16 protein-coding genes and 1 pseudogene are annotated in these 25,505 nt (G+C 75.7%); 8 read left to right on the forward strand and 9 right to left on the reverse strand.

What is annotated here, in order from left to right; all coding sequences use genetic code 11:
* Positions 1-11 precede the first annotated feature (11 nt).
* From FB457_RS26270 to FB457_RS26300, 7 genes are all read left to right on the forward strand, one after another.
* A complete protein-coding gene (locus FB457_RS26270; protein WP_047018409.1) occupies positions 12-2,084 on the forward strand; it encodes a protein kinase domain-containing protein in 2,073 nt (690 codons plus the stop codon).
* 199 nt (positions 2,085-2,283) lie between these two features.
* Positions 2,284-6,189, forward strand: a complete 3,906-nt coding sequence (locus tag FB457_RS26275; protein WP_145783490.1) for an SCO5717 family growth-regulating ATPase — start codon at positions 2,284-2,286, stop codon at positions 6,187-6,189.
* Between the two features lie 332 nt (positions 6,190-6,521).
* Positions 6,522-8,408 carry an ABC transporter substrate-binding protein gene (locus FB457_RS26280; RefSeq protein WP_047018407.1) on the forward strand — a complete coding sequence of 629 codons (1,887 nt, stop codon included), beginning with the start codon at positions 6,522-6,524 and terminating at the stop codon, positions 8,406-8,408.
* Positions 8,409-8,551: 143 nt separating this feature from the next.
* Positions 8,552-9,607 (forward strand): ABC transporter permease, encoded by a 1,056-nt coding sequence (locus FB457_RS26285; protein ID WP_186462049.1) that lies wholly within the window; start codon positions 8,552-8,554, stop codon positions 9,605-9,607.
* On the forward strand, positions 9,604-10,608 hold the full coding sequence (locus tag FB457_RS26290; RefSeq protein ID WP_145783493.1) for an ABC transporter permease subunit: 1,005 nt from the start codon (positions 9,604-9,606) through the stop codon (positions 10,606-10,608). The genes FB457_RS26285 and FB457_RS26290 overlap by 4 nt, the downstream gene beginning before the upstream one ends.
* Positions 10,605-11,582 carry an oligopeptide/dipeptide ABC transporter ATP-binding protein gene (locus FB457_RS26295; protein WP_145783495.1) on the forward strand — a complete coding sequence of 326 codons (978 nt, stop codon included), beginning with the start codon at positions 10,605-10,607 and terminating at the stop codon, positions 11,580-11,582. The genes FB457_RS26290 and FB457_RS26295 overlap by 4 nt, the downstream gene beginning before the upstream one ends.
* 197 nt (positions 11,583-11,779) lie before the next feature.
* Positions 11,780-12,754, forward strand: coding sequence for an ABC transporter ATP-binding protein (locus FB457_RS26300; RefSeq protein ID WP_145783550.1), 975 nt, complete (start codon positions 11,780-11,782; stop codon positions 12,752-12,754).
* A 43-nt stretch (positions 12,755-12,797) separates the two neighbouring features.
* Here FB457_RS26300 and FB457_RS26305 read toward each other — a convergent pair whose 3' ends face one another.
* The 9 genes and pseudogenes from FB457_RS26305 to rimP all read right to left on the reverse strand — a co-directional run bounded on the left by FB457_RS26305 (position 12,798) and on the right by rimP (position 24,779).
* A complete protein-coding gene (locus tag FB457_RS26305) occupies positions 12,798-13,742 on the reverse strand; it encodes a bifunctional riboflavin kinase/FAD synthetase (RefSeq protein WP_078898465.1) in 945 nt (314 codons plus the stop codon).
* 185 nt (positions 13,743-13,927) lie between these two features.
* On the reverse strand, positions 13,928-17,554 hold the full coding sequence (locus tag FB457_RS26310; RefSeq protein WP_145783497.1) for a trypsin-like peptidase domain-containing protein: 3,627 nt from the start codon (positions 17,552-17,554) through the stop codon (positions 13,928-13,930).
* Between the two features lie 216 nt (positions 17,555-17,770).
* Positions 17,771-18,673 carry a tRNA pseudouridine(55) synthase TruB gene (gene truB, locus FB457_RS26315; RefSeq protein WP_047018401.1) on the reverse strand — a complete coding sequence of 301 codons (903 nt, stop codon included), beginning with the start codon at positions 18,671-18,673 and terminating at the stop codon, positions 17,771-17,773.
* The gene (rbfA, locus tag FB457_RS26320; protein WP_047018400.1) at positions 18,670-19,197 is read right to left on the reverse strand and encodes a 30S ribosome-binding factor RbfA; all 528 of its coding nucleotides are present in this window, start codon (positions 19,195-19,197) and stop codon (positions 18,670-18,672) included. Before rbfA ends, truB begins: the two co-directional genes overlap by 4 nt.
* 24 nt (positions 19,198-19,221) lie before the next feature.
* Positions 19,222-19,518: a DUF503 domain-containing protein gene (locus FB457_RS26325; protein WP_047018399.1), complete on the reverse strand. Its 297-nt coding sequence runs from the start codon at positions 19,516-19,518 to the stop codon at positions 19,222-19,224.
* Between the two features lie 97 nt (positions 19,519-19,615).
* The gene (gene infB, locus FB457_RS26330; protein WP_145783499.1) at positions 19,616-22,636 is read right to left on the reverse strand and encodes a translation initiation factor IF-2; all 3,021 of its coding nucleotides are present in this window, start codon (positions 22,634-22,636) and stop codon (positions 19,616-19,618) included.
* Positions 22,637-22,819: 183 nt separating this feature from the next.
* Positions 22,820-23,086 (reverse strand): annotated as a pseudogene (locus FB457_RS26335) (YlxR family protein); the annotation flags it as partial.
* Between the two features lie 203 nt (positions 23,087-23,289).
* Entirely contained in the window at positions 23,290-24,276 is a 987-nt protein-coding gene (gene nusA / locus FB457_RS26340; protein ID WP_047018397.1) for a transcription termination factor NusA, read from the reverse strand.
* A 2-nt stretch (positions 24,277-24,278) separates the two neighbouring features.
* Positions 24,279-24,779: a ribosome maturation factor RimP gene (rimP, locus tag FB457_RS26345; RefSeq protein WP_047018396.1), complete on the reverse strand. Its 501-nt coding sequence runs from the start codon at positions 24,777-24,779 to the stop codon at positions 24,279-24,281.
* 103 nt (positions 24,780-24,882) lie between these two features.
* On the opposite strand from rimP, the gene FB457_RS26350 reads away from it, so the two are divergent.
* Positions 24,883-25,437, forward strand: coding sequence for a hypothetical protein (locus FB457_RS26350; RefSeq protein WP_486589139.1), 555 nt, complete (start codon positions 24,883-24,885; stop codon positions 25,435-25,437).
* Positions 25,438-25,505 lie beyond the last annotated feature (68 nt).

Raw genomic sequence — 25,505 nt, forward strand, 5'->3', positions numbered from 1 at the left:
GCGGTACGTCCATGAAACCCCTCGGCACCGGAGACCCGCTGCGCCTCGGCCCGTACCGCCTCATCGGCGTGCTCGGCGCCGGCGGCATGGGCAAGGTGTACCTCGGCCGCGACTCCTCGGGGCGGCCCGCCGCGATCAAGGTGCTCCGGCCCGAGCTGGCCCACCAGTCGAACCTGGCGCAGCGCTTCGTCCGCGAGGCGCACGCCGCCCAGGCGGTGCAGAGCCCCGGCGTGGCACGGGTGCTGGGCGCCGAGACGGAGGGCGGCCGGCCGTGGATCGCCTGCGAGTTCCTCGCCGGGCCTACCCTCGCCGAGGCCGTCGAGCGGTACGGGCCGCTGGACGGCACGGCGCTGCGGGCGGTCGGCGCCGCGCTGGCGAACACGCTCACCGACATCCACGCGGCGGGCCTCGTCCACCGCGACGTCAAGCCGCCGAACATCGTGCTGACCGCGACCGGGCCGCGCATCATCGACTTCGGCATCGCCCGCCCCGAGCACGGCCTCACCCTCACCAGCACCGGCGAGGCCCCCGTCACGCCCGGCTACGGGCCGCCGGAGCAGGTGCTCGGGCAGCGTGTGGGCCCGCCCGCGGACGTCTTCGCGCTCGGCGCGGTGCTCACGCTGGCGGCGACGGGGCAGACGGCGTACCAGGGCAGCCATGTGGCGGCCGTGCAGTACGAGGTGGTGCACGGCGAGCCGCGGCTCGAAGGGCTGCCGCCCGACCTCTACCCGCTGATCGCGCCGTGCCTGGCCAAGGACCCCGCGTACCGGCCCACTCCGCCGCAGATCGCCGCCGCCCTCGCCCCGCCGCCCGGCGCGGCGGCCGTCTGGGAACAGGGCCCGCTCGCACAGGACATCGGGGGCCGCGAGCAGGAGGCGGCGCGCCTCGCCGCGCTCCCCGCGGCAGGCGACACCCAGGTGCCGGGGCCCTCGCGGCGGCGGCTGCTCGTCGGGCTCGGCGCCGGCGGCGCGGTGCTGGCCGCGAGCGCGGGCACGGCGGCCTGGTGGTGGCTGGGCAAGGACGACGGCGGTACGACCGCGGCGCCCAAGCGCGACCCGTGGGCGGCGCAGCCGCTGAAGAGCTACAGCTCCGACAACGCCCCCGCGGCGCTCTGGGGCCCGGTCGGCGGGCTCAACTCCGATATGCCGATGCTGCTTCCCCTGCGCGAGACGCTGGTCGCCGCGATGGCCGACGGCAGCATCGCGGGCCTGGACATCCGCACCGGCAAGGAGAAGTGGCGCCAGAAGGACGCCGCGGCGGCGTCGCGCGCGGCGGGGCTCGACGAGAACACCTTCGCCGCGGCGGACGCCGAGGGGGTGCTGTACGGGCTGCGCGGCCGGGACCGGCGCGAGCAGTGGTCGGCGCCGGACGCCCGGGCGGCGGTCGTGCTCGCGGGCGACAGGCAGGGCGCGTACGTGACGACGAAGGACGGCGAACTGCGCGCGGTCGGCACGGACGGCAAGGAGCGGTGGACGGTCCCGCTGCCGGTCAAGTCGACCGTCAGCAAGCCCGCGTGGGCCACGACGGCCGACGGCATGCTGGTGCTCTCCGGCTCGGACGGCAAGCTCGCGGTGGTCGACACCCGCGACGGCACGAAGGTGTGGGACACCCCGCAGCGCAGCTCGTACGCGCTGCCGTGCGCGGTCGGCGGGGGCTTCGTGTACGCGGGCGGGGACGGGCTGACGGCGTACGCGCTGAAGGGCGAGGGAAAGGTGGAGTGGAACGAGGACCCGAAGGGCGAGTACATCTGGAGCGCACCGGCGCTCGCCGGCGGCCTGCTCTACGCCGTGAACGACACCCAGCTCACCGTGCGGAACGCCAGGACACGGGAGATCGAGTGGACGGCGGACGCCGGGTCCGTCGCGCTGAAGTACCCGCCGGTGGTCCAGGGGAACTCGCTGTGGGCCGGGACGACGTCGAGCGTCGACCCGGACGCGATCAAGGTCTACGACATCGACAAGGGCAGGCTGGCCTGGGACGACCGCCGCACGTCGCGCGAGCGGGACGACTGGACCCTGACCGCCGCGAACAACAGGGTGTTCGTCCTCTACACGGGGTCGCTGACCGCAAACCCGGTGTTCTGACCGGCAGTCGGGCGGACGGTCCCGCGGGGTGCGCCGTGGCCCGGGCGGGGCCGGTGTTCTGAACGGTGACACTTCCGTTGCCGATTGCGACAGTCCGGCCTGCCGGTGCGCTCCGTACTCCCCTTAGGGTGGGAGAAGCACACGGCACCGGGCAGGCGCCGGCACGACCGCCGTGGTGCGAGGGGATCTGGGAGGCACAGTGAGCAGCGATCGGGACGAGAACGGCGCGGGCCGGACCAGCCCCGATGTCGAGCGGTCCGCTACGGAGCCGGAGGGTACGGGCGAGTTCACCAGCAGCCCGGCGCCCGCGGCCTGGTACACGCAGGGCGTGCCGCCGCCGAGCACCAGACAGGACGAGGAGGCGGGCACCGGCTCGTCCCACGCCGGCTCGGCGATGCCCCCGTTGCCCAACGGCTTCACCGCGGCGCACGCACCGGCCCCGGGGCCGGTGCCGGAGTCGATGACGCCGCCGCCGTTCCTGCTGACGCTGCCGGACGAGCCGCCGGAGCCGCCGCCGGTCCCGGAGCCCACGACGCCGCCCGAGCCGGAGGCGGCCCCCGTGGCCCCCGCGGCCGCCGAGCCGACCGCGGACCGGGACGAGGACGACGAGCGGGACGAGGACGACGAGCGGGACGACGGCCGCGACGACGGTCAGGATGAGCCGTACGCGGACGAGGACGACTCCCCGCCGCTGACGGCGGCGACGGACCCGGCCGCGGTGGCGTTCGCGGCCCTGCCGGCGGCCCCGGCGGCGCCGGAGGCCGGGACCGACGGCGAAGGGGACGCCGGGACCGACGACGGCGCCGCGCCCGCGGCGGAGGCCGAGGAGTTCTCGTCCTCCCCGGTGAGCGCCCCGAGTTGGTACGGAGGCGGCGCCTCCGCGACCTCGGCGGGCGCCGAGGCGCACGACGAGCGGGACACCGCCTCCGCCGCGCCCGAGGCGGACGAGGACCCCGCGGACGCCACGGCCCGGTCCGCCGACGCGGACGACGACCGGGACACCGGCTCCGACTCGTCCGCGACCGGCGAGACGTCCGGCGAGGACGACGGGACCGGCACCGACCGGCCGTCCCTCCCGGAAGCGATTCCCGCCGCGCAGACCGATGACGACTCCCCGTCGTCCGGCGCCGGCTGGCCCTCCCTTCCTGAGGCGGCCCCCGCCGCGCAGGCCGGAGAGGACGACCGGGCCGACGACACCTCCTGGCGCAGCAGCGAGCCGGAGTCGGGGTGGCCCTCCCCGTCCGCGGACGCGGCCGGGGAGCGGGCGGCGGACGACGAACCGGCCGCGGCGGCCCGTACCGACGAAACCCCGGAGGCGGAGCCCGAGGCGCCCGGCACCGACTGGCAGAGCGCCACCGACTGGCACAGCACCGCCGCGCCGGCCGCGGACGGGGGCGAGGCGTCCGGATCGGACGCGTCCTGGCCGATCCCGGCCGCCTCCCCGGCGGGGGACGAGGAGGCCGCCGAGGCGCAGGAACCGGCCGCCACCTCCTCCGGCACCGGCTGGCAGGACGCCGCGGCCGGCGAGTCCGCCGGGTCCGGGTCCGCGTGGCCCTCGTTCGCCGGCGCGCAGGAAGCCGCGGACGACGGGACCGACGCGTCCGGCGAAGGCACCGAGGCTCCGGAGGCGGGTGCCGCGTGGCCGCCCGTGCCCGGTACGCAGCCCGCCGCGGAGGCGGACGACGGCGCGCCTGCCGCCGCCGTATCCGCCTTCCCCGCGCCGCAGTTCGCGGCCCCGCCGCGGCCGGACGACGACGAGGCGGGTACGCCCGCCCCGTACCGCGACGACGCCACGCGCACGCTGACCCCGCTCGTCGCCCATGCCGCGCCCGGCGCCGCCGCGCGGGCGGACCAGGACCAGGAGCAGGGCCGGGACGAGGACGCGGCGCAGGACGAACCGGACAGGGGCGACGTGGTGAGCGGCGCGACCATGCGCTTCTCGCCCGCCTCGCTGCGCGCGCAGGCCGCGGAGGTCCAGGACCGTACGCCCGCGGGCGACGAGCCGAACGACGCCGTGCCCGCGTCCGCCGAGGTGCAGGACCGGGTGCCTGCCCACGCCGCGCCCGCCCGCGACGACGAGCCGCAGGACGCGCCGCCGCAGGCCAGCCCGTACGCGACGGACAGCGCCCCCGCGGGCGCGAACCCGTGGGCGCCCGCGCCCGCGCCGGACGAGTCCGCCTCGCCCACGGCGCTGCCGCCGCTCCCCCCGCAGTTCCCCGCCGCCGAGCAGCAGCGCCCTCAGGCCGCGGACCTGCCGTCCGGCCCGCCGCCCGCCCCGGGCGCACCCTGGCAGTCGCCCGCCCCGCGGCCCGCCCCTGAGCAGTCCGCGCCGCAGCCCCCCGCGGCTCCCCCGGCGGCGCCCTCCGCACCGCCCGCCGCGGCACCGCAGCAGCAGCCGTACCCGGGCCTGCCCGCTCCCGGTGCCGCAGCCGCGGCGTCCGCCCCACCGCCCGCTGCCCCGGCCGCGCCCGCCGCCGGCGCCGAGGCGCCCCGCTCCGGGCCCGCCGCCGAGCCGCCGCCCGGCTGGACCGTGGCGTCGCCCTCCGGCGTACCCGTGGCACCGGCCGCCCAGCAGCCCGACTCCGGCGCCCCGCAGGGCGGTTACGGCTGGCCTCAGCCGCCCGCCGCCCAGCAGAACCAGCCGGGACGGCAGGGAGAACAGGGTCGGCAGGCCATCCCCGGGCAGCAGAGCCAACCGGGAGAGCAGCCCGGCCCCTACCCCGGCCTCCCCGCCCCGCCCCCGCAGCAGGGCCGGCAGCCCGGCCACCAGGCCCAGCCCGGTCAGCCCGGCCAACTCCCCGCCCAGCCCGCCCAGCCCGCCCAGCAGCCCCCGGGCCTCCCGCCCGCCGGCGGCGCCCAGACCGGTGCCCCGGGCCAGGGCGCGCTCTCCCCGGCCACCTCCCCCGCGCCCCCCGCCCAGCCCGGCGGCGACCCGCGGTCCGGCGGCTGGCCCGACGTCACGCCCGAGCAGCGCCGCCAGCCGGTGCACAACGCCCCGCTCGGCTACACCGCGGCCGTCGAGCTGTCCTCCGAGCAACTGCTGCACGACAAACACAAGCCGCAGCGCAAGTCGGAGCGCGGCGGCCTGTCCCGCTTCAAGCTCGGCGGCAAGGCGGCCGAGGAGGAGCGGCAGCGCAAGATCGCCCTCGTCCGCACCCCGGTGCTGTCCTGCTACCGGATCGCCGTGATCTCCCTCAAGGGCGGCGTCGGCAAGACCACGACGACCACCGCACTGGGCGCGACCCTCGCCGCCGAGCGGCAGGACAAGGTCATCGCGATCGACGCCAACCCGGACGCCGGCACGCTGGGCCGCCGGGTGCGCCGCGAGACCGGGGCGACGATCCGCGACCTGGTGACGGCGATCCCGTACCTCAACAGCTACATGGACATCCGCCGGTTCACCTCACAGGCGCCGTCCGGCCTGGAGATCCTGGCCAACGACGTCGACCCGGCGGTCTCCACGACGTTCAACGACGAGGACTACCGCCGCGTCATCGACGTGCTCGGCAAGCAGTACCCGGTGATCCTCACCGACTCGGGCACGGGCCTGCTCTACAGCGCCATGCGCGGCGTGCTCGACCTCGCCGACCAGCTCATCGTCGTGGCCACGCCGTCCGTCGACGGCGCGTCCAGCGCCAGCACCACCCTCGACTGGCTGCACGCCCACGGCTACGCGGACCTGGTCTCGCGGAGCATCACGGTCATCTCCGGCGTCCGCGAGACCGCCAAGATGATCAAGATCGACGACATCGTCAACCACTTCAAGCAGCGCACCCGCGCGGTGCAGGTGATCCCGTTCGACGAGCACCTGTCGGCGGGCGCGGAGCTGGACCTGTCGATGATGCGGCCGAAGACCAAGGAGGCGTACTTCAACCTCGCCGCGCTCGTCGCCGAGGACTTCACCCGCGCCCAGCAGGCGCAGGGCCTGTGGACCGGCGAGGGCGGCCAGCAGCCGCCGCACGCGATGCCGCCGCTGCCCGGCCAGGCCGGCGGCGCGGGCGGCTACGGCGCGGGCGGGGGGTACCCGGGCGGCGGCGGCTATCCGGGTGGCGCGCCCGGCACCGGCCCGTCGCAGGCGCAGTCCGGCCCGAGCCCGTACGGGTGACGCCCCGGGCGGATCCGCCGGCGGCCCCGGTCGCCGGCCGCCCCGGGTCCGTACCGGCGGGCCGGCCAGCGCAGACGCGTGCCCGCGAGCGCGCGGCGAAGTGCCTCGCGCCGACGGCCCCGCCCCGCCGCCCGCCCGGCCTGCCGCCATTGGGTTGAACCAATGAGGCCCGCAGCCTTTTTGAAGGCGCGGGCCTCATTCGCGTTTCAGCCGGGTATCGCCCTCGTACAGGCCGGTCACGATCATTGACATGTTTAGACCAACCTCGCTAGACAGACCCGACCCCCAGGCCGGTCAGCCGGCATCCCGCCCCCTGAAGACCGCGAGGTGTCATGCAGCCCACCGACGACAACGCCCCGACGCCCGGCCCACTCCGCCGACCGACCCCCGCCGCCCGCTCAGGACGCCGGCTGCGCCGCGCGCTCTGCGCGGGCGCCGCGGCCCTCGCGCTGCTCGGCGCCGCCACCGCGGGACCGGCCGCGGCGACCTCCGCCCAGGACGACGGCGGCGACGACGGCGACAAGACGGTCCTGACGGCCGCCGTCGCGCAGTCCGTCGACTCGCTCAGCCCGTTCCTCGCGGTCACCCTCGTGGCCACGAGCCTGAACCGGCTGATGTACGACTCCCTCGTCAACTACGACGTCAAGACGCAGGAGCCCATCCCGGGGCTGGCCGAGAAGTGGGAGCCCTCGAACGCGGGCAGGACGTGGACGTACACCATCCGCGACGGCGTGAAGTGGTCCGACGGCAAGCCGCTGACCGCGGAGGACGCCCGCTGGACGTTCCACACGATGATGACCGACGAGGCCGCGGGCGCGGCCAACGGCTCGTACGTCGCCAACTTCGCGGAGGTCTCGGCGCCCAGCGCGCGCACGCTCGTCGTGGAGCTGAAGGAGCCGCAGGCCACGATGAACTCGATGGACCTGCCGATCGTGCCCAAGCACGTCTGGCAGGACGTCGACGACCTCGGGAAGTTCAACAACGACTCCGACTTCCCGGTCGTGGGCAGCGGCCCCTTCGTGCTGACGGGCTTCAAGACCGACTCGCACGTCACCTTCGAGCCGAACGAGAACTTCTGGCGCGGCAGGCCGAAGTTCGACGAGGTGACGTTCAAGTACTACAAGGAGACCGACGCCGCCGTCGCCGCCCTGCGCAAGGGCGAGGTGTCCTTCGTGCCGGACCTGACGCCGGCGCAGGCCGCGTCGCTGAAGGGGCAGCCCGACATCAAGGTCAACGACGGCCAGGGCCGGCGCTTCTGGGCCATCGCCACCAACCCGGGGGCGCGGGACGCCGAGGGCCGCAAGTTCGGCGACGGCCATCCGGCGCTGCTCGACCCGCGGGTGCGCGAGGCGCTCTTCCTCGCGGTAGACCGTACGGCGATAGTGGACAAGGTGCTCCAGGGGCACGGCGTCGAGGGCGAGGGTTACATCCCGCCGCGCTTCGCCGACTACCACTGGAAGCCGTCCGCCGAGCAGAAGATCGGCTACGACCCGGAGAAGGCGGCGCGGCTGCTGGACCGGGCGGGCTACGAGATGAAGGACGGCAAGCGCGTCGGCAAGGACGGCAAGCCGCTGAACTTCCGGATGCTGTGCCACGCCACCGACCCCAAGGACAAGGCGGCGGGCAAGTTCCTGGAGGAGTGGTGGGGCGAGCTGGGCATCGGCCTGGACCTGCAGTGCCTGGACAACGTGGGCGACCCGTGGGTGGCCGGTGAGTACGACCTCGCCTTCGACGGCTGGTCGGTCAACCCCGACCCGGACTTCGTCCTGGCCATCCACACCTGCGCCGCGCTGCCGGAGTCGGAGGACGTGGTGGGGCAGACGGACAACTTCATCTGCGACAAGGACTACGACCGGCTCTACGCCGAGCAGTTGGCCGCGTACGACGACCCGGCCAAGCGCGCGGAGATAGTCCGGGAGATGCAGTCGGTGCTCTACGACACCGGGTACATGAACGTGCTGGCGTACCCGAACTCCGTGGAGGCGTACCGCACCGACCACATCGAGTCGATCACCGCGATGCCCGCGGGCAACGGCAACATCTGGGGCCAGGACGGCTCCTGGAGCTGGGCCACCGCGGTCCCCGCCGCGAAGGCGTCGGACGACGGCGGCTCGGCGATGGGCGTGGTGCTCGGCGGCGGCGCGGCGGTCGTCGTGGTGGTCGCGGCGGGCGTGTTCTTCACGCTGCGCCGCCGGGCCACCGCGGAGGACCGCGAGTAGCCCGTACGCACCCTCGCCGCCCGGGGTGTCCGGCGCCGCGGCGCCGGACACCCCGCCCCCCTCCACCGCCCCCCAGTCGCACTCCACCCGCGCGCCGCATGCGCGCCCCGCACCCCGGACGGCACCCCAGCAAAGCGAGGGCCATGTCTACGGCAGACCCATCCGTCACCCCCGCCGCCGTGAGATCGGCGCCCGACGCCCGCGGCTCCGCGGGCAGTTCCCGCCGCGCCTACCTCAGCTACGTGGCGGGCAAGCTCGCCGGCGCCGCGGTCTCCCTCTTCGCCATCCTCGTCACCAGCTTCTTCCTCTTCCGGATCATCCCCGGCGACCCGGTCAAGACGATGACGCACGGCCGCAAGGCCGACGCCGAGCAACTCGCCGCGCTGCGCCGGCAGTACGGGCTCGACCTGCCGCTCTGGGAGCAGTTCACGCACTACGTCGGCGACGCGCTCACCGGCAACCTCGGGGACTCGTACCAGTTCAACAAGCCGGTCCTCGACCTCATCTGGGAGCGCGTGCCGGCCACCCTGCTGCTCACCGGCACCGCCGTGGTGCTCTACAGCGCCCTCGGCCTCTGGCTGGGCACCCGCGCGGCCTGGCGGCAGGGCGGCCTCGGCGACAAGGTCAACACGAGCATCGCGCTCACGCTGTGGTCGGTGCCGCACTTCTGGCTCGGGATGCTGCTCATCATCGTCTTCTCCGTCGGCATCGGTCCGGTCCCCGGGCTCTTCCCCACCGGCGGCATGGAGTCGGGCGACGAGCACGGCGTCGCGTACGTCGTGGACGTGATCCACCACATGTTCCTGCCGGTGCTCACCCTCGTGGCCGCGTGCTACGCGCAGACGCTGCTGGTCATGCGCTCCTCGCTCCTCGACGAGATGGGCAGCGACTATCTGACGGCCGCCCGCGCCAAAGGGCTGCGCGACGACCTCGTACGCCGCCGGCACGCCGTGCCGAACGCGATGCTGCCGACGATCACGCTCGTCTTCGTCAACCTCGGCTTCATCGCGGCCGGCTCGATCCTGGTGGAGACGGTCTTCTCCTGGCCCGGCCTGGGCGGGCTCTTCTACCAGGCGCTCAGCATCCCCGACCTGCCGCTGATCCAGGGCCTGTTCATCGTCTACGCGGGCTCGATGATCCTGGCGAGCGTGGTCGCCGACCTGATCTATCCGCTGTTCGATCCCCGGGTGGGCCGATGAGTACGGAAGCACTGGGCGAGGAGCCGGGCTTCGAGCCCAAGGGCCCGCCCGCCACGGAACCCCCCGCCTCGGAGCCACCTGCCCCGGGCCCCCCGGCGGAGCCCTCAGCCGCCGATCCGCGGGCGCTGGCCCGGGCGCGCCGGCGCCGCTCCGCGGCCCGCTTCTGGCGCGCGTACCGGAAGCAGCGCGCGGGGCTCGTGGGCCTCGTCGCGCTGGTCGTCATCGCGTTCGTGGCGCTGGCCGCGCCGCTGCTCGCCGGCTCCGACGCCGACAGCGTGACCGACGCGCCGGGCACCGCGCTGGAGGACCCCAGCACCGAGTTCCCGCTGGGCACCGACCAGTTCGGCCGCTCGGTGCTCGACCTCCTCGTCCACGGGGCGCGCATCTCGCTCACCGTCGGACTGCTGGCCGCCGCGCTGACCGTCGGCATCGGCACCCTCGTCGGCATGGTCGCCGGCCACTACGGCGGCTGGCTCTCCGGCGTCATCATGCGCGTGACCGACTTCTTCCTCGTCATGCCGACGCTGGTGCTGGCGATCGTGCTGGCCACGGTGATGTCCCGGTCGGTCACGACCGTCATCATCGCCATCGGCGTGGCCGCCTGGCCCAAGACCGCGCGGCTGGTGCGGGCGCAGACGCTGGCCATCGAGGCCCGCCCGTACGTCGAACGCGCCCGGGCGCTCGGCGGCGGGCACACGCACATCATGCTCCGCCACGTGCTGCCGAACGTGATGCCGCTGGTCCTCGCCCAGACCACGCTGGTCATCTCCGAGGCCATCCTCACCGAGGCGACGCTCGCGTTCCTCGGCCTCGGCGACCCGCAGGTCATCTCCTGGGGCGGCATGCTCCAGGACGCCCGCGAGGCGGGCGCGATCAGCTCCGGGCACTGGTCGTTCCTGGTGCCGCCGGGCATCGCCATCGCGGTGGTCGCGCTCTGCTTCACGCTGTCGGGGCGGGCGCTGGAGTCCGTGCTCAATCCGAAGCTGGGGGTGGCGAAGTGACGCTCCTCGAACTGCGCGACCTGCACGTGACGTACGGTACGGGCGCCGCCGCCGTCCCCGCGGTCCGCGGCGTGGACCTCAGCCTGGCCGCCGGGCAGAAGCTCGGCCTGGCGGGCGAGTCGGGCTGCGGCAAGTCGACCCTGGCGCTGGCGCTGCTGCGGCTGCTGCCGCGCTCGGCGCGGCTGACCGGGGAGATCCTGCTCGACGGCGAGGACGTGCTCACCATGCCCTGGGGGCGGCTGCGCGCGGTGCGCTGGGCGGGCGCGTCGATCGTCTTCCAGGGCGCGATGCACTCGCTCAACGCCGTCCACCGCATCCGCGACCAGATCGCCGAGCCGATCCTGCTGCACCGGCTGGAGACCTCCCCCGGCGCGGCCCGGCGGCGGGCGGAGGGGCTGCTGGAGCAGGTCGGGCTGCCGGCCGCCCGCGGCGGCGCGTACCCGCACGAGCTCTCCGGCGGCCAGCGGCAGCGGGTGATGATCGCGATGGCGCTGGCGTGCGACCCGCGGCTGATCGTCGCGGACGAGCCGACGACGGCGCTGGACGTCATGATCCAGGCGCAGATCCTGCGGCTCATCGAGCGGCTGGTCGCCGACCAGGGCATCAGCCTGCTGATGATCAGCCACGACCTGGCGGTGCTCTCCGACACCTGCGACCGGCTGGCCGTCATGTACGCGGGCCGGATCGTCGAGGAGGGCCCGGCGCAGACGGTGTTCACGGCGGCGGAGCACCCCTACAGCGGCGCGCTGGCGGCCGCGTTCCCGGCCGTCGGCCGCGCCGCCGACCGCCGCGCCCCGCAGGGCCTCCCCGGCGATCCGCCGGACCCGTCCCGGCTGCCGCCGGGCTGCGCGTTCCACCCGCGCTGCCCGGTGGCGCTGGAGACCTGCGCGGCGGCAGACCCGCGGCTGCGCGAGGCGGGCCCGGGTCGGCGGGCGGCGTGCGTACACGTGGACAGCGTCAAGGAGGCACGGTGAGCGGGGAGTCGGCGGAGAAGGCGAAGGACGCGGGGACGCCGGAGGCGGACGGGGAGGTACGGGCGGAACGCGCGGGTGAGCCCGTGGTCGCCGGAAAGGAGCCGGCGAACGGGACCTCGGCCGGTGCCGGAGGCCCCGGGTCGCGCAAGTCCGGGCCCGCGGCCGTACGCGACGAAGACGCCCGCGCCGCCGGGCCGCTGCTCGCCGCCGACGGGCTGCGGGTCGTCTTCCCCGGGCGGCACGGTGCACCGGCCGCGCGGGCCGTCGACGGCGTGAACCTCGCCGTCGGCCAGGGCGAGATCGTCGCCCTCGTCGGCGAGTCGGGATGCGGCAAGACCACCCTGGCCCGCGCACTCCTCGGCCTGGTCCGCCCCACCGCGGGCACGGTGTCGTTCCGCGGCTCCCCGCTCGCGTACGGAAGCCGGGCGCTCAAGGCGTACCGGCGGCGGGTGCAGCTCGTGCTCCAGGACCCCAGCGGCTCGCTCAACCCGCGGCACACGGTCTACGACGCCGTCGCCGAGGGCCTGCGCATCCACGGCCACCGCGGCGACGAACGCGCCGTGGTGGCCTCCGCGCTCGCCCGCGCGGGACTGCGCCCGCCGGAGCGGTTCTTCCTGCGCTACCCGCACGAGCTGTCCGGCGGGCAGCGGCAGCGCGTCGTCATCGCCGGTGCCCTGGTGCTCGACCCGGAGCTGATCGTCGCCGACGAGCCGGTGGCCTCGCTCGACGCCTCGGTGCGTGGCGAGATCCTGGCGCTGCTGCTGCGGCTCCGCGACCACATGGGGCTCTCCGCGCTGGTCGTCACGCACGACCTGGGGCTGGCGTGGAACATCGCGGACCGGGTGGCGGTGATGTACCTGGGCCGGATCGTGGAGGCGGGTCCGGTGGAGGAGGTGCTGACGGCGCCGCGGCACCCGTACACGAAGGCCCTGCTGTCGGTGCTGCCGGAGTCGGGGACGGCGCCGGTGGTGCTGACGGGCGAGCCGCCGGATCCGGCGCGGATCCCGGGCGGCTGCCGGTTCCACGTGCGCTGTCAGCAGCTCGCCTCCGGCGAGGCCGCGTCGGCGGGCGTCGCGGACGCCTGCCGCGGCAGGGACCTGCCGGTGCTGGGCGGGGCCCGGCCGGGGGTGGCGTGCCACCTGGCCGGGACGGCGGCGGCCCCGCCCGCGTAGGACGGCGGGCGGCGCCGGCCCGGGGCGGTCCCGGGCGGCGCCGTCAGCGGCCCGCGGTCAGCTCGCGGCAGGCGTCGACGTCGCGGCGCATCTGGGCCTTCAGGTCCTCGACCGTGTCGAAGCGCTCCTGGCCGCGGACGAAGGCGAGGAAGTCGACGGCCACGTGCAGCCCGTACAGGTCGAGGTCGTCGCGGTCGAGCGCGTACGCCTCCACCGTTCGCTCCGTGCCGTCGAACTGCGGGTTCGTGCCGACCGAGATCGCCGCGGGGAGCCGCTCGCCCGCGGCCTCCAGCCAGCCCGCGTACACCCCGTCGGCGGGGACCGCGGTGTGCGGCAGCGTCTCCAGGTTGGCGGTCGGGAAGCCCAGCTCGCGGCCGCGCTGCGCGCCCCGTACGACGACGCCCTCGACGCGGTGCGGCCGGCCCAGCACCTCCGCCGCCCCGGTGACGTCGCCCTCGGCGATCAGGCGCCGGGCGAGCGTGGAGGAGAAGGGCTCGCCGCCGCCCGCAGCGCCGCTGACCTGGAGGTCGACGACGTCCACCGTGTAGTCGTACGTTTCGCCGAGGGAAGCGAGGAAGGTGACGTCGCCTGCGGCCTTGTGGCCGAAGCGGAAGTTCGGGCCCTCCACCACCGCGCGCGCGTGCAGCTTGTCGACCAGCACCTTCACCACGAAGTCCGCGGGCGCCAGCTTCGAGAACTCCGCGGTGAACGGCAGGATCAGCAGCGCGTCCACGCCGAGGTCCGCCATCAGCTCCGCCCGCCGGTGGTGCGCGGCCAGCAGCGGGGGGTGGCTGCCGGGGCGGACGACCTCCGTGGGGTGCGGGTCGAAGGTCACCACGACGGACTGCACGCCCAGCTCCCGGGCCCGCTCCACCGTCCGGCCGATGATGAGCTGGTGGCCGCGGTGCACGCCGTCGAACGAGCCGATGGTGACGACGCTGCGCCCCCACCCCTCGGGGATGTCCTCCAAGCCACGCCAGCGCTGCACTCTGCCCGCTCCTCGGTCCGCCGTTGTCGTGCCTGCCCCGTACAGGGTTGTGGAACACAAGACTGCCATGCCCGCGGTCGAGCGCAGGACCCGGGCGCCTGTCGGCCCGGCGGGACGGCCGGTTTCGTGCGGCGGTACGGGCGGTCCGTACCGACTCCGCCGTCTTCGGGCGCGCGCCCGCGGGCTCAGGACGCGCGCCGCGGGTGCGCCGTGCCCACGGCGAGCTGCGCGCTCGGCCCCAGCAGCACGGCCCAGCCGTCCCGGTCCGCGGCCAGCCAGCCGCGCAGTTGCGCCGCGAACGCGGGCAGCTCGGCGGCGAGCGCCACCAGGCGCCGGTCGAAGACCGCCGCCCCCTCCGGGGTCCGGGAGAGCAGCAGCCCGATGCGCCGGACGAGGTCCCGGGTGGCGCACTCCGCGCGCCGGCCGGTGGCGCGGCCGACGGCGGCGAGGAGGGCGTCGAGCACGGCGGGCTCGCGCTCGCGGTCCAGGAGCACGGCGAGCAGTTCGCGGCGGAGGGCGCCGGAGGCGCGGGTGCCCGGGTCCGCGACGACGGGCGCGAGCGCGCGGCGTACCACGGGCGAGTGCGCGGTCAGCAGCTCGACGGCGAGCGGGAGGAGCACGGCGCGGTCGCCCTGCCCGTGCTCCAGCCTCCGGTCCACGAAGTCGGCGGCGGCCGCGGCGCCTTCGGGGTGGTGGTCGACGTACTCGCGGACGAGGTCCGCGGCGCCGCGCGCCAGGGCGGGGGCGGGGGCACGGAGGCGGGCGAGGGTGCGCAGCACGTCGGCGGCGCCGTCGCCGGGCCGGTGGAGGCGGTCCCGGAAGGCGTCGAGCACGGGCCCGGGGTGGGTGGCGAGCGCGGGGGCGAAGTCGGCGGGGCCGAGGTGCGGGTCGTCGGCGGCGAGGAGCGCGAGGGCGCGGTCGAGGTGCGCGGCGCGGCTCTCGGGGTCGCGGAGGAGCACGGCGAGGGCGGGGCCGTGGAGGGTGTCGTCGCCGGTGTGCGCGAGCAGGGCCCGCGCGGCGTAGCGCAGCAGCGCGCGGTCGGCCGCGCCGCGCGCGTGCCGGGCGGTTTTCTGCGCGTACGTCGCGGCGGCCTCCCGCCGCTCCGGACGGGGGTCGCGCGCCCAGCGGTCCACGGCGCGGCAGAGGGCGGACGGCTCGTCCTCGGCGAGCGCGGCGAGGAGTTCGCCGGCCCGCGGGTGGGCGGTGGCGACGAGGGCGTCGGCGAGGTCGTCCACGGCACGGGCGCGGTGGGTGTGGAGGAGCGCCTGGGCGGCGTCGGCGACGGTGGCGCCGTCGGCGGGCAGAGCGCGCTCGTCGCCGAACCAGCCGGTGAGGAGCGGCTGGGCGGTGGCCGGGTCGGCGTGCAGCAGCTCGCCCGCGGCGGTCAGGTACGCGGACGGGCGGCGGGTGTCGGCGGGCACGAGGCGGCGCAGCAGGTCGAGGCGGTCGGCGAGCGGGAGGGGCAGCCGGGTGAAGAACGACGGGCCGAAGGGGGCGAGCACGGCGGGGAGTTGCGCGGTGCCGCCGAAGCGGGCGGCGTGCCCGGCGAGGCAGGCGGCGAGGCGCCGGAGCACCTGCCGGTACGGGCGGGCGTCGGGCACCCGCAGCAGGGTCTCGCCGAGCAGATGGGCGGCCCACCAGCCGCCGTCGGCCCCGGGGGGCGTGCCGGGGCCGGGCTCGGGGAACGACGTGCGGCGGCTGACCGCGGCGTCGGCGGCGGCCAGCAGGTCCGACAGCCGGCGGCCCAGCTCCGTACCCCCGTGCCGGCGCTCCAGCAGGAGCAGCGCCTCGACGCACGCCCCGATCCGGTGCGGCGGCACCGGCAGCGCGCGCCGCGCGGCGCCGCCGTCCGCGGAGGACGGCAGGTCGCCGGGGCGCCAGCGCTCGGAGGTGCGGTGGACGAGTACGGCGAGGGCGGCGTCGACGTCGAGGTGCGCGCCCTGCAGCCAGTCGGCGAACTCCTCGTGCGCGAACCGGTACCCGGCACCCGCGGGCACCAGCAGCCCTTCGGCGAGCACCGCGGAGGCCCACCCGGTGAGCCCTGCGAGGTGGTCCGGCACCCGCCAGGGAAACAGCTCCTCGAACGCCGCCCGCTCCAACTCCCCCTGCCCGGGCCCCAGACACCGCCGCGCCGCCTCGTGCGCCTGCCCGGCCACATACACGGCCAGCCGGCCGAGGGCGGCCCCCCGGGGCCCGGCGGGTCCGGCTTCCCGGGCGAGCCGCTCGGCGATGCGCAGACAGACCACCGCGAGATACGACTCGAACACCTCCCACCGCCGCGCCCCGGGTCCGCCCGGCGACCCCGGCCCGGTGTCCCGCGGCAGCGCCGCGCGGACCTCCGCCAGCAGCCGTAGCGTCAGCGGGTGGCGGGCCTCCGCCCCGTGGAGTGCGGTGGGCGGGACGCTGTAGCGGGTGCGCGCCTGTGCAGCCTCCGCCGGAGTGAAGTCCCCCAGCGGGACGCACGGCGGCAGCGTGTCGGGACCCGACCGCCCCGCGTGCGGCATCCCCGCGGGGAACAGCGCACCCGCCCGCTCCCAGAACTCCGGCCGGCACGCCAGCACCAGCCGCACGCCGTGCCCGACCAGCCACTCCGCCGTGTGCGCCGTCCACTCCCCCAGCGCCGCCGCCAGCACCGGCGGCATCTCCTCCGGGCCGTCGAGCAGGACCAGCAACGGCCGCCCCGCGACGTGCGCTTGCGCGGCGACCGCCTCCGGGGTGGCCGACGCCGGGTCGCCCGCGCAGCCGGCGGCACCCGCCGCCACGGCCACCGCCCGCGCGGCGTCGCGCAGCGCCCGGGCCACGGCATCCCGTACCCCCGCGTCCGCGACCTTCAGATCCGCGCCGCGCAGGCGTACCGACGGCGCGCCCTCCGCGGCGCGGCGGGCCGCGAGGCCGGCGAGTTCCGTGGACCGCCCGGTGCCGGGCCCGCCGACGAGCGCGAGAACGTGCGCGTCACCGCGGAAGAACCGCCCGAACTCCGCCCCCACCTCGCGCCGCTCCACCGCCGGACCCCACACCGACCCGGACCCGCCGCCCTCCGCAGCCGCCGTGCCGGCACGCCCCCCGTCCCGCGCGACCCCCGCTCCACCCGCCCCCGCCGCACGGAAGGCGAACGCGGCCGCACCACCGCCCGCCGCCCCCAGCTCCACCGCCCCCGCCAGGTTCAAGTCCCTGCCGTACGCGGGCACCTGCGCCCCGCCACGGTCGAGCGCCGCGCCCAGGGTCCCCGCCGCGTCGTCCGCCGCCCCGCGCAGCGGCACCGCGTGAGCCACCCCGCCGCGGTCCGCGTGCAGCGCGGTGCCGACCACCGCCACCACCGCCCCGCTCGCGGCGTCCACGACCGGTGCCCCGCTCGCCTCGCCGCCCGCGCGCAGCGACTCATGCGGGGCCAGGGCGAGTTGCAGCACCCCGTCGACGAGGTGGTAGCGGTCGGTCGCGGTGTACGTGGCCGTGGCCGCGGCCACCACCCGCCCCGGCACCCGCGCCCGGGGCAGCGCGACGGCCACCTCCGTGCCGTCGTCGGGCACCGCCGCGGCGAGCGCGAAGGCCCGGGCGCCGGCCAGCCCCCGGGCCCGTACGACCGCCAGGTCCGCACCCGGCAGCGAGGTGACGTCCGCGGACTCGACCAGCCAGGTGTGCGCGTCGCCGGGTGCGTGCAGCACCAGCCGGGCGAGCCCGTCCACGGCCTCGTGACTCGTGAGCACCGTGCCCTCGGCGTCCACGACGAATCCGGTGCCGCGCGGGCGGCCGGCCAGGTCGCGGATGCGTACGACGGTGCCGGGCGCGCGCGGCGGCGGCGATGAATACGGCAACGACCAGCCTCCCCGGGTGAGCCCCAGGGCATGGCTTGCCACCGCCTGATCACGGGAAACGACGAATGGCCCGATGCGCCCCCCGGGGGCACCCGTTCGGCGGAATCCACGCCGCCACGGCGGCCCGGAGCGCCGGTCACGTACCCCCGCGCGACCGCACCGCGGCCCGGCGGACCACGCGACCCGCACCGCGGACTACGCGACCGGCACCGCGGACTACGCGAACACCGCCAGCGCCTTGGCCCGTCCCCCGGCCGGTTCCACCAGCGCCAGGAACCGCCCGTCCGGGCCGAACACCGCGTGCGGCTCCTCGGCCAGCCCCTCCGGCACCGCCACCCGCACCCCGTGCGACAGCAGCCGCGCCTGCTCGGCGTCCACGTCCCAGCGCGGGAACGCCGCCGCCGCGGCGTCGCCGATCGGCAGCACGTCGAGCCGCTCCTCCAGCTGCTCCAGCGTCCGCGCCCCGTCCAGCCCGTACGGGCCGACCCGGGTGCGGCGCAGCGCGGTGAGGTGGCCGCCGACGCCGAGTCCGGCGCCGAGGTCGCGGGCCAGGGCGCGGATGTACGTGCCGGAGGAGCACGCGACGGTGACGTCCAGGTCGGTCACCCTGGTGCCGTCCGCGGCCGTCGCCGCCCGCACGTCGTGCAGCACGAACGTGCTGACGGTCACCGGCCGGGCCGGCAGCTCGACGGCCTCGCCGTCGAGCACCCGCTTGTACGACCGCTTGCCGTCCACCTTGATCGCGCTGACGGCGGACGGCACCTGCATGATGTCGCCGGTCAGCCCGGCGATGCCGGCGTCGACCGCGCCGGGCGGCAGGTCACCGGCGTCGGCGGCGGCGGTGACGTCGCCCTCGGCGTCGTCGGTCACCGTCGTCTGGCCGAGCCGGATCGTGGCCCGGTACTCCTTGTCGGTGAGCGCGAGATGGCCCAGCAGCCGGGTCGCCTTCTCCACGCCGACGACGAGCACGCCCGTCGCCATCGGGTCCAGCGTCCCGGCGTGGCCCACGCGCCGGGTGCGCGCCAGCCGGCGCAGCCGGCCGACGACGTCGTGCGAGGTCAGCCCGGCCGGCTTGTCGACGATGACAAGGCCGTCCGGGCCGGTCGGCTTCCCCCTCATGCCCCCGCCGGGCCCCCGTCCTTATCGCCGCGCGCCGCGCCGGGGCCCGGCTCACCCGGGTCCGCCTCGCCGTCGTCCGCGCCGTCGTCCGCGCCGTCCTCGTCGCGGTCCCGCTTGTACGGGTCCGCCCCCGCCGCGTACTCCGCGCCCGCGGCGGCGCTGCGCACCTGCTCGTCCTGGAGCCGGGCGCGTTCCAGGACGTCGTCGATGTTCTTGGCGTTCTCGGGCAGCGCGTCCGGCACGAACGCGAGCGTGGGCGTGAACTTCACCCCGGCGGCGGCGCCGACCGCCGAGCGCAGCACGCCCTTGGCACTCTCCAGCCCCTTCGCGGCCTGCGCCCGCTCCTCGTCGTCGCCGTACACCGTGTAGAAGACGGTCGCCTCCCGGAGGTCCCCGGTGACGCGCGTGTCGGTGATGGTCACCCGGGAGCCGAGCCGCGGGTCCTTGATCCCCCGCTGCAGCTTCTCGGCCACGACCTCACGGATGAGGTCCGCCAAGCGCTTCGCCCGTGCGTTGTCGGCCACTGGTCCGTCTCCTTGCCCACTTGTCTACTCGTCGTCTTCGTGGTGGATCCGCCGCCGTACGGACAACAGCTCCACCTCCGGCCGGGCGGCGAGCATCCGCTCGCACCGGTCCAGGATGTCGGTGAGGTGCCCGGCGTCCCCGGAGATGGCCGCCAGCCCGATCACGGTCCGGCGGTGCAGATCCTGGTGCCCGACCTCCGCGGCGGTCACCGCGTACTTGCGGATCAGCTCCGCGACGATCGGGCGGACGACGGAGCGCTTCTCCTTCAGCGACCGTACGTCGCCGAGGAGGAAGTCGCAGGACAGCGTCCCTACGTACACGTGTGTCCGGATCACCCGCCGGTACGGGATATACGGAAGGAAGGCGGCGCGGGGGCGGCCCTTCGCGAAGGGCCGCCCCCGGCCGGCGGTGCTGCTGTCAGGCGCGCGGCTTCTCGCGCATCTCGTACGTCGCGATGACGTCGTCCACCTTGATGTCGTTGTAGTTTCCGAGGTTGATACCGCCCTCGAAGCCTTCGCGGATCTCGGTGACGTCGTCCTTGAAGCGGCGCAGCCCCTCGATGTTGAGGTTCTCCGCGACCACCTTGCCGTCGCGGATGACCCGGGCCTTGGTGTTGCGCCTGACCTCGCCGGAGCGGATGAGCACACCGGCGATGTTGCCCAGCTTGGAGGAGCGGAAGACCTCGCGGATCTCGGCGGTGCCGAGCTCCACCTCCTCGTACTCCGGCTTGAGCATGCCCTTCAGCGCGGCCTCGATCTCCTCGATGACCTGGTAGATCACCGAGTAGTACCGGACGTCGACGCCCTCGCGCTCGGCCATCTGCGTCGCCCGGCCCTCGGCGCGGACGTTGAAGCCGATCACGATCGCGTCCGAGCCCGTGGCCAGGTCGATGTCGGTCTCGGTGACCGCACCGACGCCGCGGTGCAGCACGCGGAGGTCGACCTCTTCACCGACGTCCAGCTGCATGAGCGAGGACTCCAGCGCCTCGACGGAACCCGCCGCGTCGCCCTTGATGATGAGGTTGAGCTGCTGCACCTCGCCGGCCTTGAGCACCTTGTCCAGGTCCTCCAGCGACACCCTGCGGGTGCGCTTGGCGAAGGCGGCGTTGCGCTCGCGCGCGGCGCGCTTCTCGGCGATCTGGCGGGCCGTACGGTCCTCCTCGACCACCAGGAAGTTGTCCCCGGCACCGGGCACGCTGGTCAGACCGAGCACCTGGGCGGGGGTCGAGGGACCGACCTCGTCCAGGGGGTTGCCCAGGTCGTCGAGCATGGCGCGCACGCGGCCGTAGGCGTCGCCGACGACCATCGTGTCGCCGACCCGCAGCGTGCCGCGCTGTACCAGCACCGTCGCCAGGGCGCCGCGGCCGCGGTCGAGATGGGCCTCGATCGCGATGCCCTCGGCGTCCTGCTTCGGGTTCGCGCGCAGGTCCAGGCTGGCGTCCGCGGTGAGGACGACGGCCTCCAGCAGGTCCTCGATGTGCAGGCCCTGCTTGGCGGAGATGTCGACGAACATCGTCTCGCCGCCGTACTCCTCGGCCACCAGCCCGTACTCGGTGAGCTGTCCGCGCACCTTGGACGGGTCCGCGCCCTCGACGTCGATCTTGTTCACCGCGACGACGATCGGCACGTCGGCCGCCTTGGCGTGGTTCAGCGCCTCGACCGTCTGCGGCATCACGCCGTCGTTGGCCGCGACCACGAGGATCGCGATGTCGGTCGCCTTCGCACCGCGGGCACGCATGGCGGTGAACGCCTCGTGACCCGGGGTGTCGATGAAGGTGATCCGGCGCTCCTCGCCGTTGACGTCGGTCGCCACCTGGTACGCGCCGATGTGCTGGGTGATGCCGCCGGCCTCGCCCTCCAGGACGTTGGTCTTGCGGATCGCGTCCAGCAGGCGCGTCTTGCCGTGGTCGACGTGACCCATGACGGTGACCACCGGGGGCCGCGCCACGAGTGCTTCCTCGCCGCCCTCGTTCTCGCCGAACTCGATGTCGAACGAGTCGAGCAGCTCGCGGTCCTCCTCCTCGGGGCTGACGACCTGGACGGTGTAGTTCATCTCCTCGCCCAGGAGGTGCAGCGTCTCGTCGGAGACGGACTGCGTCGCGGTGACCATCTCGCCCAGGTTGAACATCACCTGGACCAGGGACGCCGGGTTGGCGTTGATCTTCTCCGCGAAGTCGGTGAGCGACGCGCCGCGGGAGAGACGGACCGTCTCGCCCTTGCCGCGCGGAAGCATCACGCCGCCGATGGACGGCGCCTGCATCTGCTCGTACTCCTGGCGGCGCTGCCGCTTCGACTTGCGACCGCGGCGCGCGGGACCGCCCGGACGCCCGAAGGCGCCCTGCGTGCCGCCGCGGCCACCGGGACCGCCGGGGCGGCCGCCGAAGCCGGGACGGCCACCGCCGCCACCGCCGCCGGGACGGCCGCCGAAGCCGCCGCCACCGCCGCCACCGCCGCCGGGACGACCGCCGAAGCCGCCGCCACCGCCGGGACGACCGCCGCCACCGCCGCCGCCACCGGGACGACCGCCGGGACCGCCGCCGCCCGGACGGCCACCGCCGCCGGGACGACCGCCGGCCGGGGCGCCGGGGCGCCCGCTGGGCGCGGGACGCTGCGGCATCATGCCGGGGTTCGGGCGCGGGCCGCCGGGACGCGCGCCGCCGCCCTGGCCGCCCTGCGGCCGGGGCATACCGCCCGGGGTGGGCCGGGAGCCGCCCGGCGCCTGCGGGCGCGGACCGCCGCCCTGCGCACCGCCCTGACCGCCGCCGGGGCGGGGGGCCTGCGGGCGCGGGGCCTGCGGGCGGGCCATGCCGGTGGAGCCGCTGGACGTGAACGGGTTGTTACCCGGGCGCGGGCCCGCGGGCCTGCCGCCGGGACGCGGGCCGGGGGCACCGGAGCGCCCGCCGCCGGGACGGCCGCCGCTGTCGGGCCGGCCGCCGCCCTGACCGCCGCCGCGCGCGGGGGCGGGCGGGCGCGGACCCGGCTTCACGCCGGGCTTGGGGGCGCCGCCGCGGTCCGCGGCGGGCGGTGCGGTGAACTCCGGCGCCTCGGGCGCCGGGGTCTTCTGCGCCGGGGGGGTCGGGCCCGGAGCCGGGCGGGGGCCCGGACCGGGTGCGGGCCTGCCGGCGTCGGCGCCCGGGCGCGGCGCGGGCTTGCGCTCCGCGGCCTGCTCGGGCTTGACGGGGGCGGGCTTCGCCGCGGGTGCGCCGGGGACGCCGGGCTTGGCGGCGGTCTTCTTCGGCGCTGCGGGCTTGCCGGCGGGCTTGGCCGCAGCCGAGCCGTTGCCGGACTGGAATGCGTCAGTCAGTTTGCGTACGACCGGCGCCTCGATGGTCGAGGACGCCGAGCGGACGAATTCGCCAAGTTCTTGGAGCTTGGCCATGACGACCTTGCTCTCGACTCCGAACTCCTTGGCGAGTTCGTATACCCGGACCTTAGCCACTTCGCTCCTTCTGGTCCGGGGGTGTCCGCCGGACCGTCGCTACTTCTGCATGGGCGTACTCATCGCGTACTCATCGAGTGCTCATCGCAATCTCGACCCACTTCCGACTCGCGAGGTACCTGGCCGCGCGGGGTTCCGCGCGACGCTCGTGTTCTCCGTGCTCATGTCTGCCTCCACGGCCTGCTGCTCCACGAAACGGTCCACGTCCGCGGTGCCGAGCGGGCCGCGGGCCCGCAGGGCCCGGACGAACGCCCGGCGGCGGACCGCCAGGTCGAGGCATGCCTTGACGGGGTGCAGATAAGCGCCCCGGCCGGGCAGCGTACCGCGGGGATCAGGGACGCACGCGCCCCCGGCCTCCACCACACGCAGCAGATCGCCTTTGGCCGCACGCTCCCGGCACCCCACACAAGTGCGCTCGGGGCACGCCCGGGCGCGCGTCCGGCCAGACACGCTCAAGTCTACCTCCACGGCCGACAGGCACCGCCTCGGGGTGCCGATCGAACGGCTGTTTTCGCCCATGGCAGGGCACAGCCCACGGCGGGCCCGACGATACGTGATCTACGCCCGGCGGTGCGACCCGGTTTTCGCGGGCCGGCCGCCGGGCCCGGGAGGCGGGCGCGGGCGGCGCCGGGGCCGGGTACCGGGCCCCGGCGTCAGTCCGCCGGCTGCTCGGTGTCGGGGCGGATGTCGATGCGCCAGCCCGTCAGCCTGGCCGCCAGGCGGGCGTTCTGGCCCTCCTTGCCGATCGCCAGCGAGAGCTGGTAGTCCGGCACCGTCACCCGCGCCGAGCGGGCCGCCAGGTCCACGACGTCGACCTTGGTCACCCGCGCCGGCGACAGCGCGTTGGCGACCAGGTCGGCCGGCTCGTCGGACCAGTCGACGATGTCGATCTTCTCGCCGCCCAGCTCGGCCATCACGTTGCGCACGCGGCCGCCCATCGGCCCGATGCAGGCGCCCTTCGCGTTCAGCCCGGAGCGCGTGGACCGTACCGCGATCTTCGTGCGGTGCCCGGCCTCGCGGGCGATGGCCGCGATCTCCACCGAGCCGTCGGCGATCTCCGGCACCTCCAGCGCGAAGAGCTTCTTCACCAGGTTCGGATGGGTGCGCGACAGGGTCACGGACGGGCCGCGTACGCCCTTGGTCACCCGCACCACGTACGTGCGCAGGCGGGTGCCGTGCTTGTACTCCTCGCCCGGCACCTGCTCCTGCACCGGCAGGATGGCCTCCAGCCGGCCGATGTCGACCAGCACGTTGTTCGGGTCCTTGCCCTGCTGCACGACGCCCGTGACGATATCGCCCTCGCGGCCCGCGTACTCACCGAAGGTGATCTCCTCCTCGGCGTCCCGCAGCCGCTGGAGGATGACCTGCTTCGCGGTGGTGGCGGCGATCCGGCCGAAACCCGACGGGGTGTCGTCGAACTCGCGCGCCTCCCCGCCCTCCGGCACGTCGTCCGGATCCTCCTTGGCCCAGACCGTGACGTGCCCGGTCTCCCGGTTCAGCTCCACGCGGGCCTGCTGACGGCTGCCCTCGGTGCGGTGGTACGCGATGAGGAGGGCCGACTCGATGGCCTCGACCAGCAGGTCGAAGGAGATCTCCTTCTCCCGCACCAAGCCGCGCAGCGCGCTCATGTCGATGTCCACGGCTACGAACCCTCCTCGTCCTTCGTCACCTTGCGGTTGAACTCGATCTCGACCCGGGCCGTGGCGATCTCGCCGAACTCCAGCCGCCGGGCGGTGGGCTTACGACCCTTCACCCCCGGCACCTCCAGGTCCAGTCCCGCGTCGTCCACCGCGGTGATGCGTCCCACGACCTCGCCGCCCTCCCTCAACTGCACCTTGACCAACCGGTCCGCCGCACGACGGTAGTGGCGCGGCAGGGTCAGCGGGCGGTCCGTACCCGGAGAGGTGACTTCCAGGACGTACGGGCGGTCGCCCATGGCGTCGGCGGCGTCCAGCTCCTCGGCGATGCGCCTGCTCAGGTCGGCGCAGGTGTCGAGGCCCACGCCGCCGTCCGCGTCGACCACGACCCGCAGGACACGCCGCCTGCCCGCCGGGGTGAGCGCGATCTCCTCCAGATCGAGGTCGCGCTCCTTGACGAGTGGCTCCAGCAGATCCCGCAGCCTCTCGTTCTGGGTGGTGCTCATCCGGGTGACTCCTCGGCCGCGTGTGCTGTTGTGTGACGTCACGTGTCCGGTCAAAGCGTATCCGCTCCACGACCTGTGCGTTGCCCACCGGTACGCTCGGCTCGTGCGGATCAAGGGACTCCCGGCGAGAAGGACCGTGCTGGCCGGTGCCGCCCTGCTGGCGGCGACAGGCACCACCGCGGGCTGTTCCGGAGACGGCGGCGGCGACGGGGATCCCGACCCCGCGCGCACCGAACGGCTCCGGCGCCGCGCCGCGGACGAGTCGCGCTTACTGCTGCGGCGCTACGACGCGACGACGGCGGCCCACCCCGGTGTGGCCGACGCGCTCGCCCCGCTGCGCGCGGAGGTGGCGCAGCACGTGGCCGCCCTGGCCCGCGGCCTGCCCGCGGACACCCGCGCCGCGTCCCCGGAAGGGGGGGCGGAAGGATCCGGCGACCGCGCGGACGCCGCTCCCCCGCCGCCCGGGAAGAAGCGCGGCGGCGAGCCGGTGGCCGCGGAACCGGCGCGGGCGGTCGCCGAGTTGGCCGCCCTCGAGAAGCGCACCGCCGACGCCCACACCGCCGCCCTGGCCACGGCCCCGGGGGAGCTGGCGGGCCTGCTGGCCTCGGTCGCCGCGGCGGGCGCGGCCCACGTCTACCTCCTCGGGGCGATGGCGTGAGCGCTACGGGACCCGCCCCCCGGCGCCGCGGGGGGCGCCGTACCCAGCGCGGCGGCCGGGCGGGCCGT

Source organism: Streptomyces sp. CNZ287, from assembly GCF_007827615.1.

Bases quoted from the DNA above. Each gene is read 5' to 3' on its own strand.
- FB457_RS26290 (WP_145783493.1), top strand. From the start codon at position 9,604: ATGAGTACGGAAGCACTGGGCGAGGAGCCGGGCTTCGAGCCCAAGGGC.
- FB457_RS26270 (WP_047018409.1), top strand. From the start codon at position 12: ATGAAACCCCTCGGCACCGGAGACCCGCTGCGCCTCGGCCCGTACCGC.
- FB457_RS26285 (WP_186462049.1), top strand. From the start codon at position 8,552: ATGTCTACGGCAGACCCATCCGTCACCCCCGCCGCCGTGAGATCGGCG.
- FB457_RS26280 (WP_047018407.1), top strand. From the start codon at position 6,522: ATGCAGCCCACCGACGACAACGCCCCGACGCCCGGCCCACTCCGCCGA.
- rimP (WP_047018396.1), bottom strand. From the start codon at position 24,779: ATGAGCACCACCCAGAACGAGAGGCTGCGGGATCTGCTGGAGCCACTC.
- truB (WP_047018401.1), bottom strand. From the start codon at position 18,673: ATGAGGGGGAAGCCGACCGGCCCGGACGGCCTTGTCATCGTCGACAAG.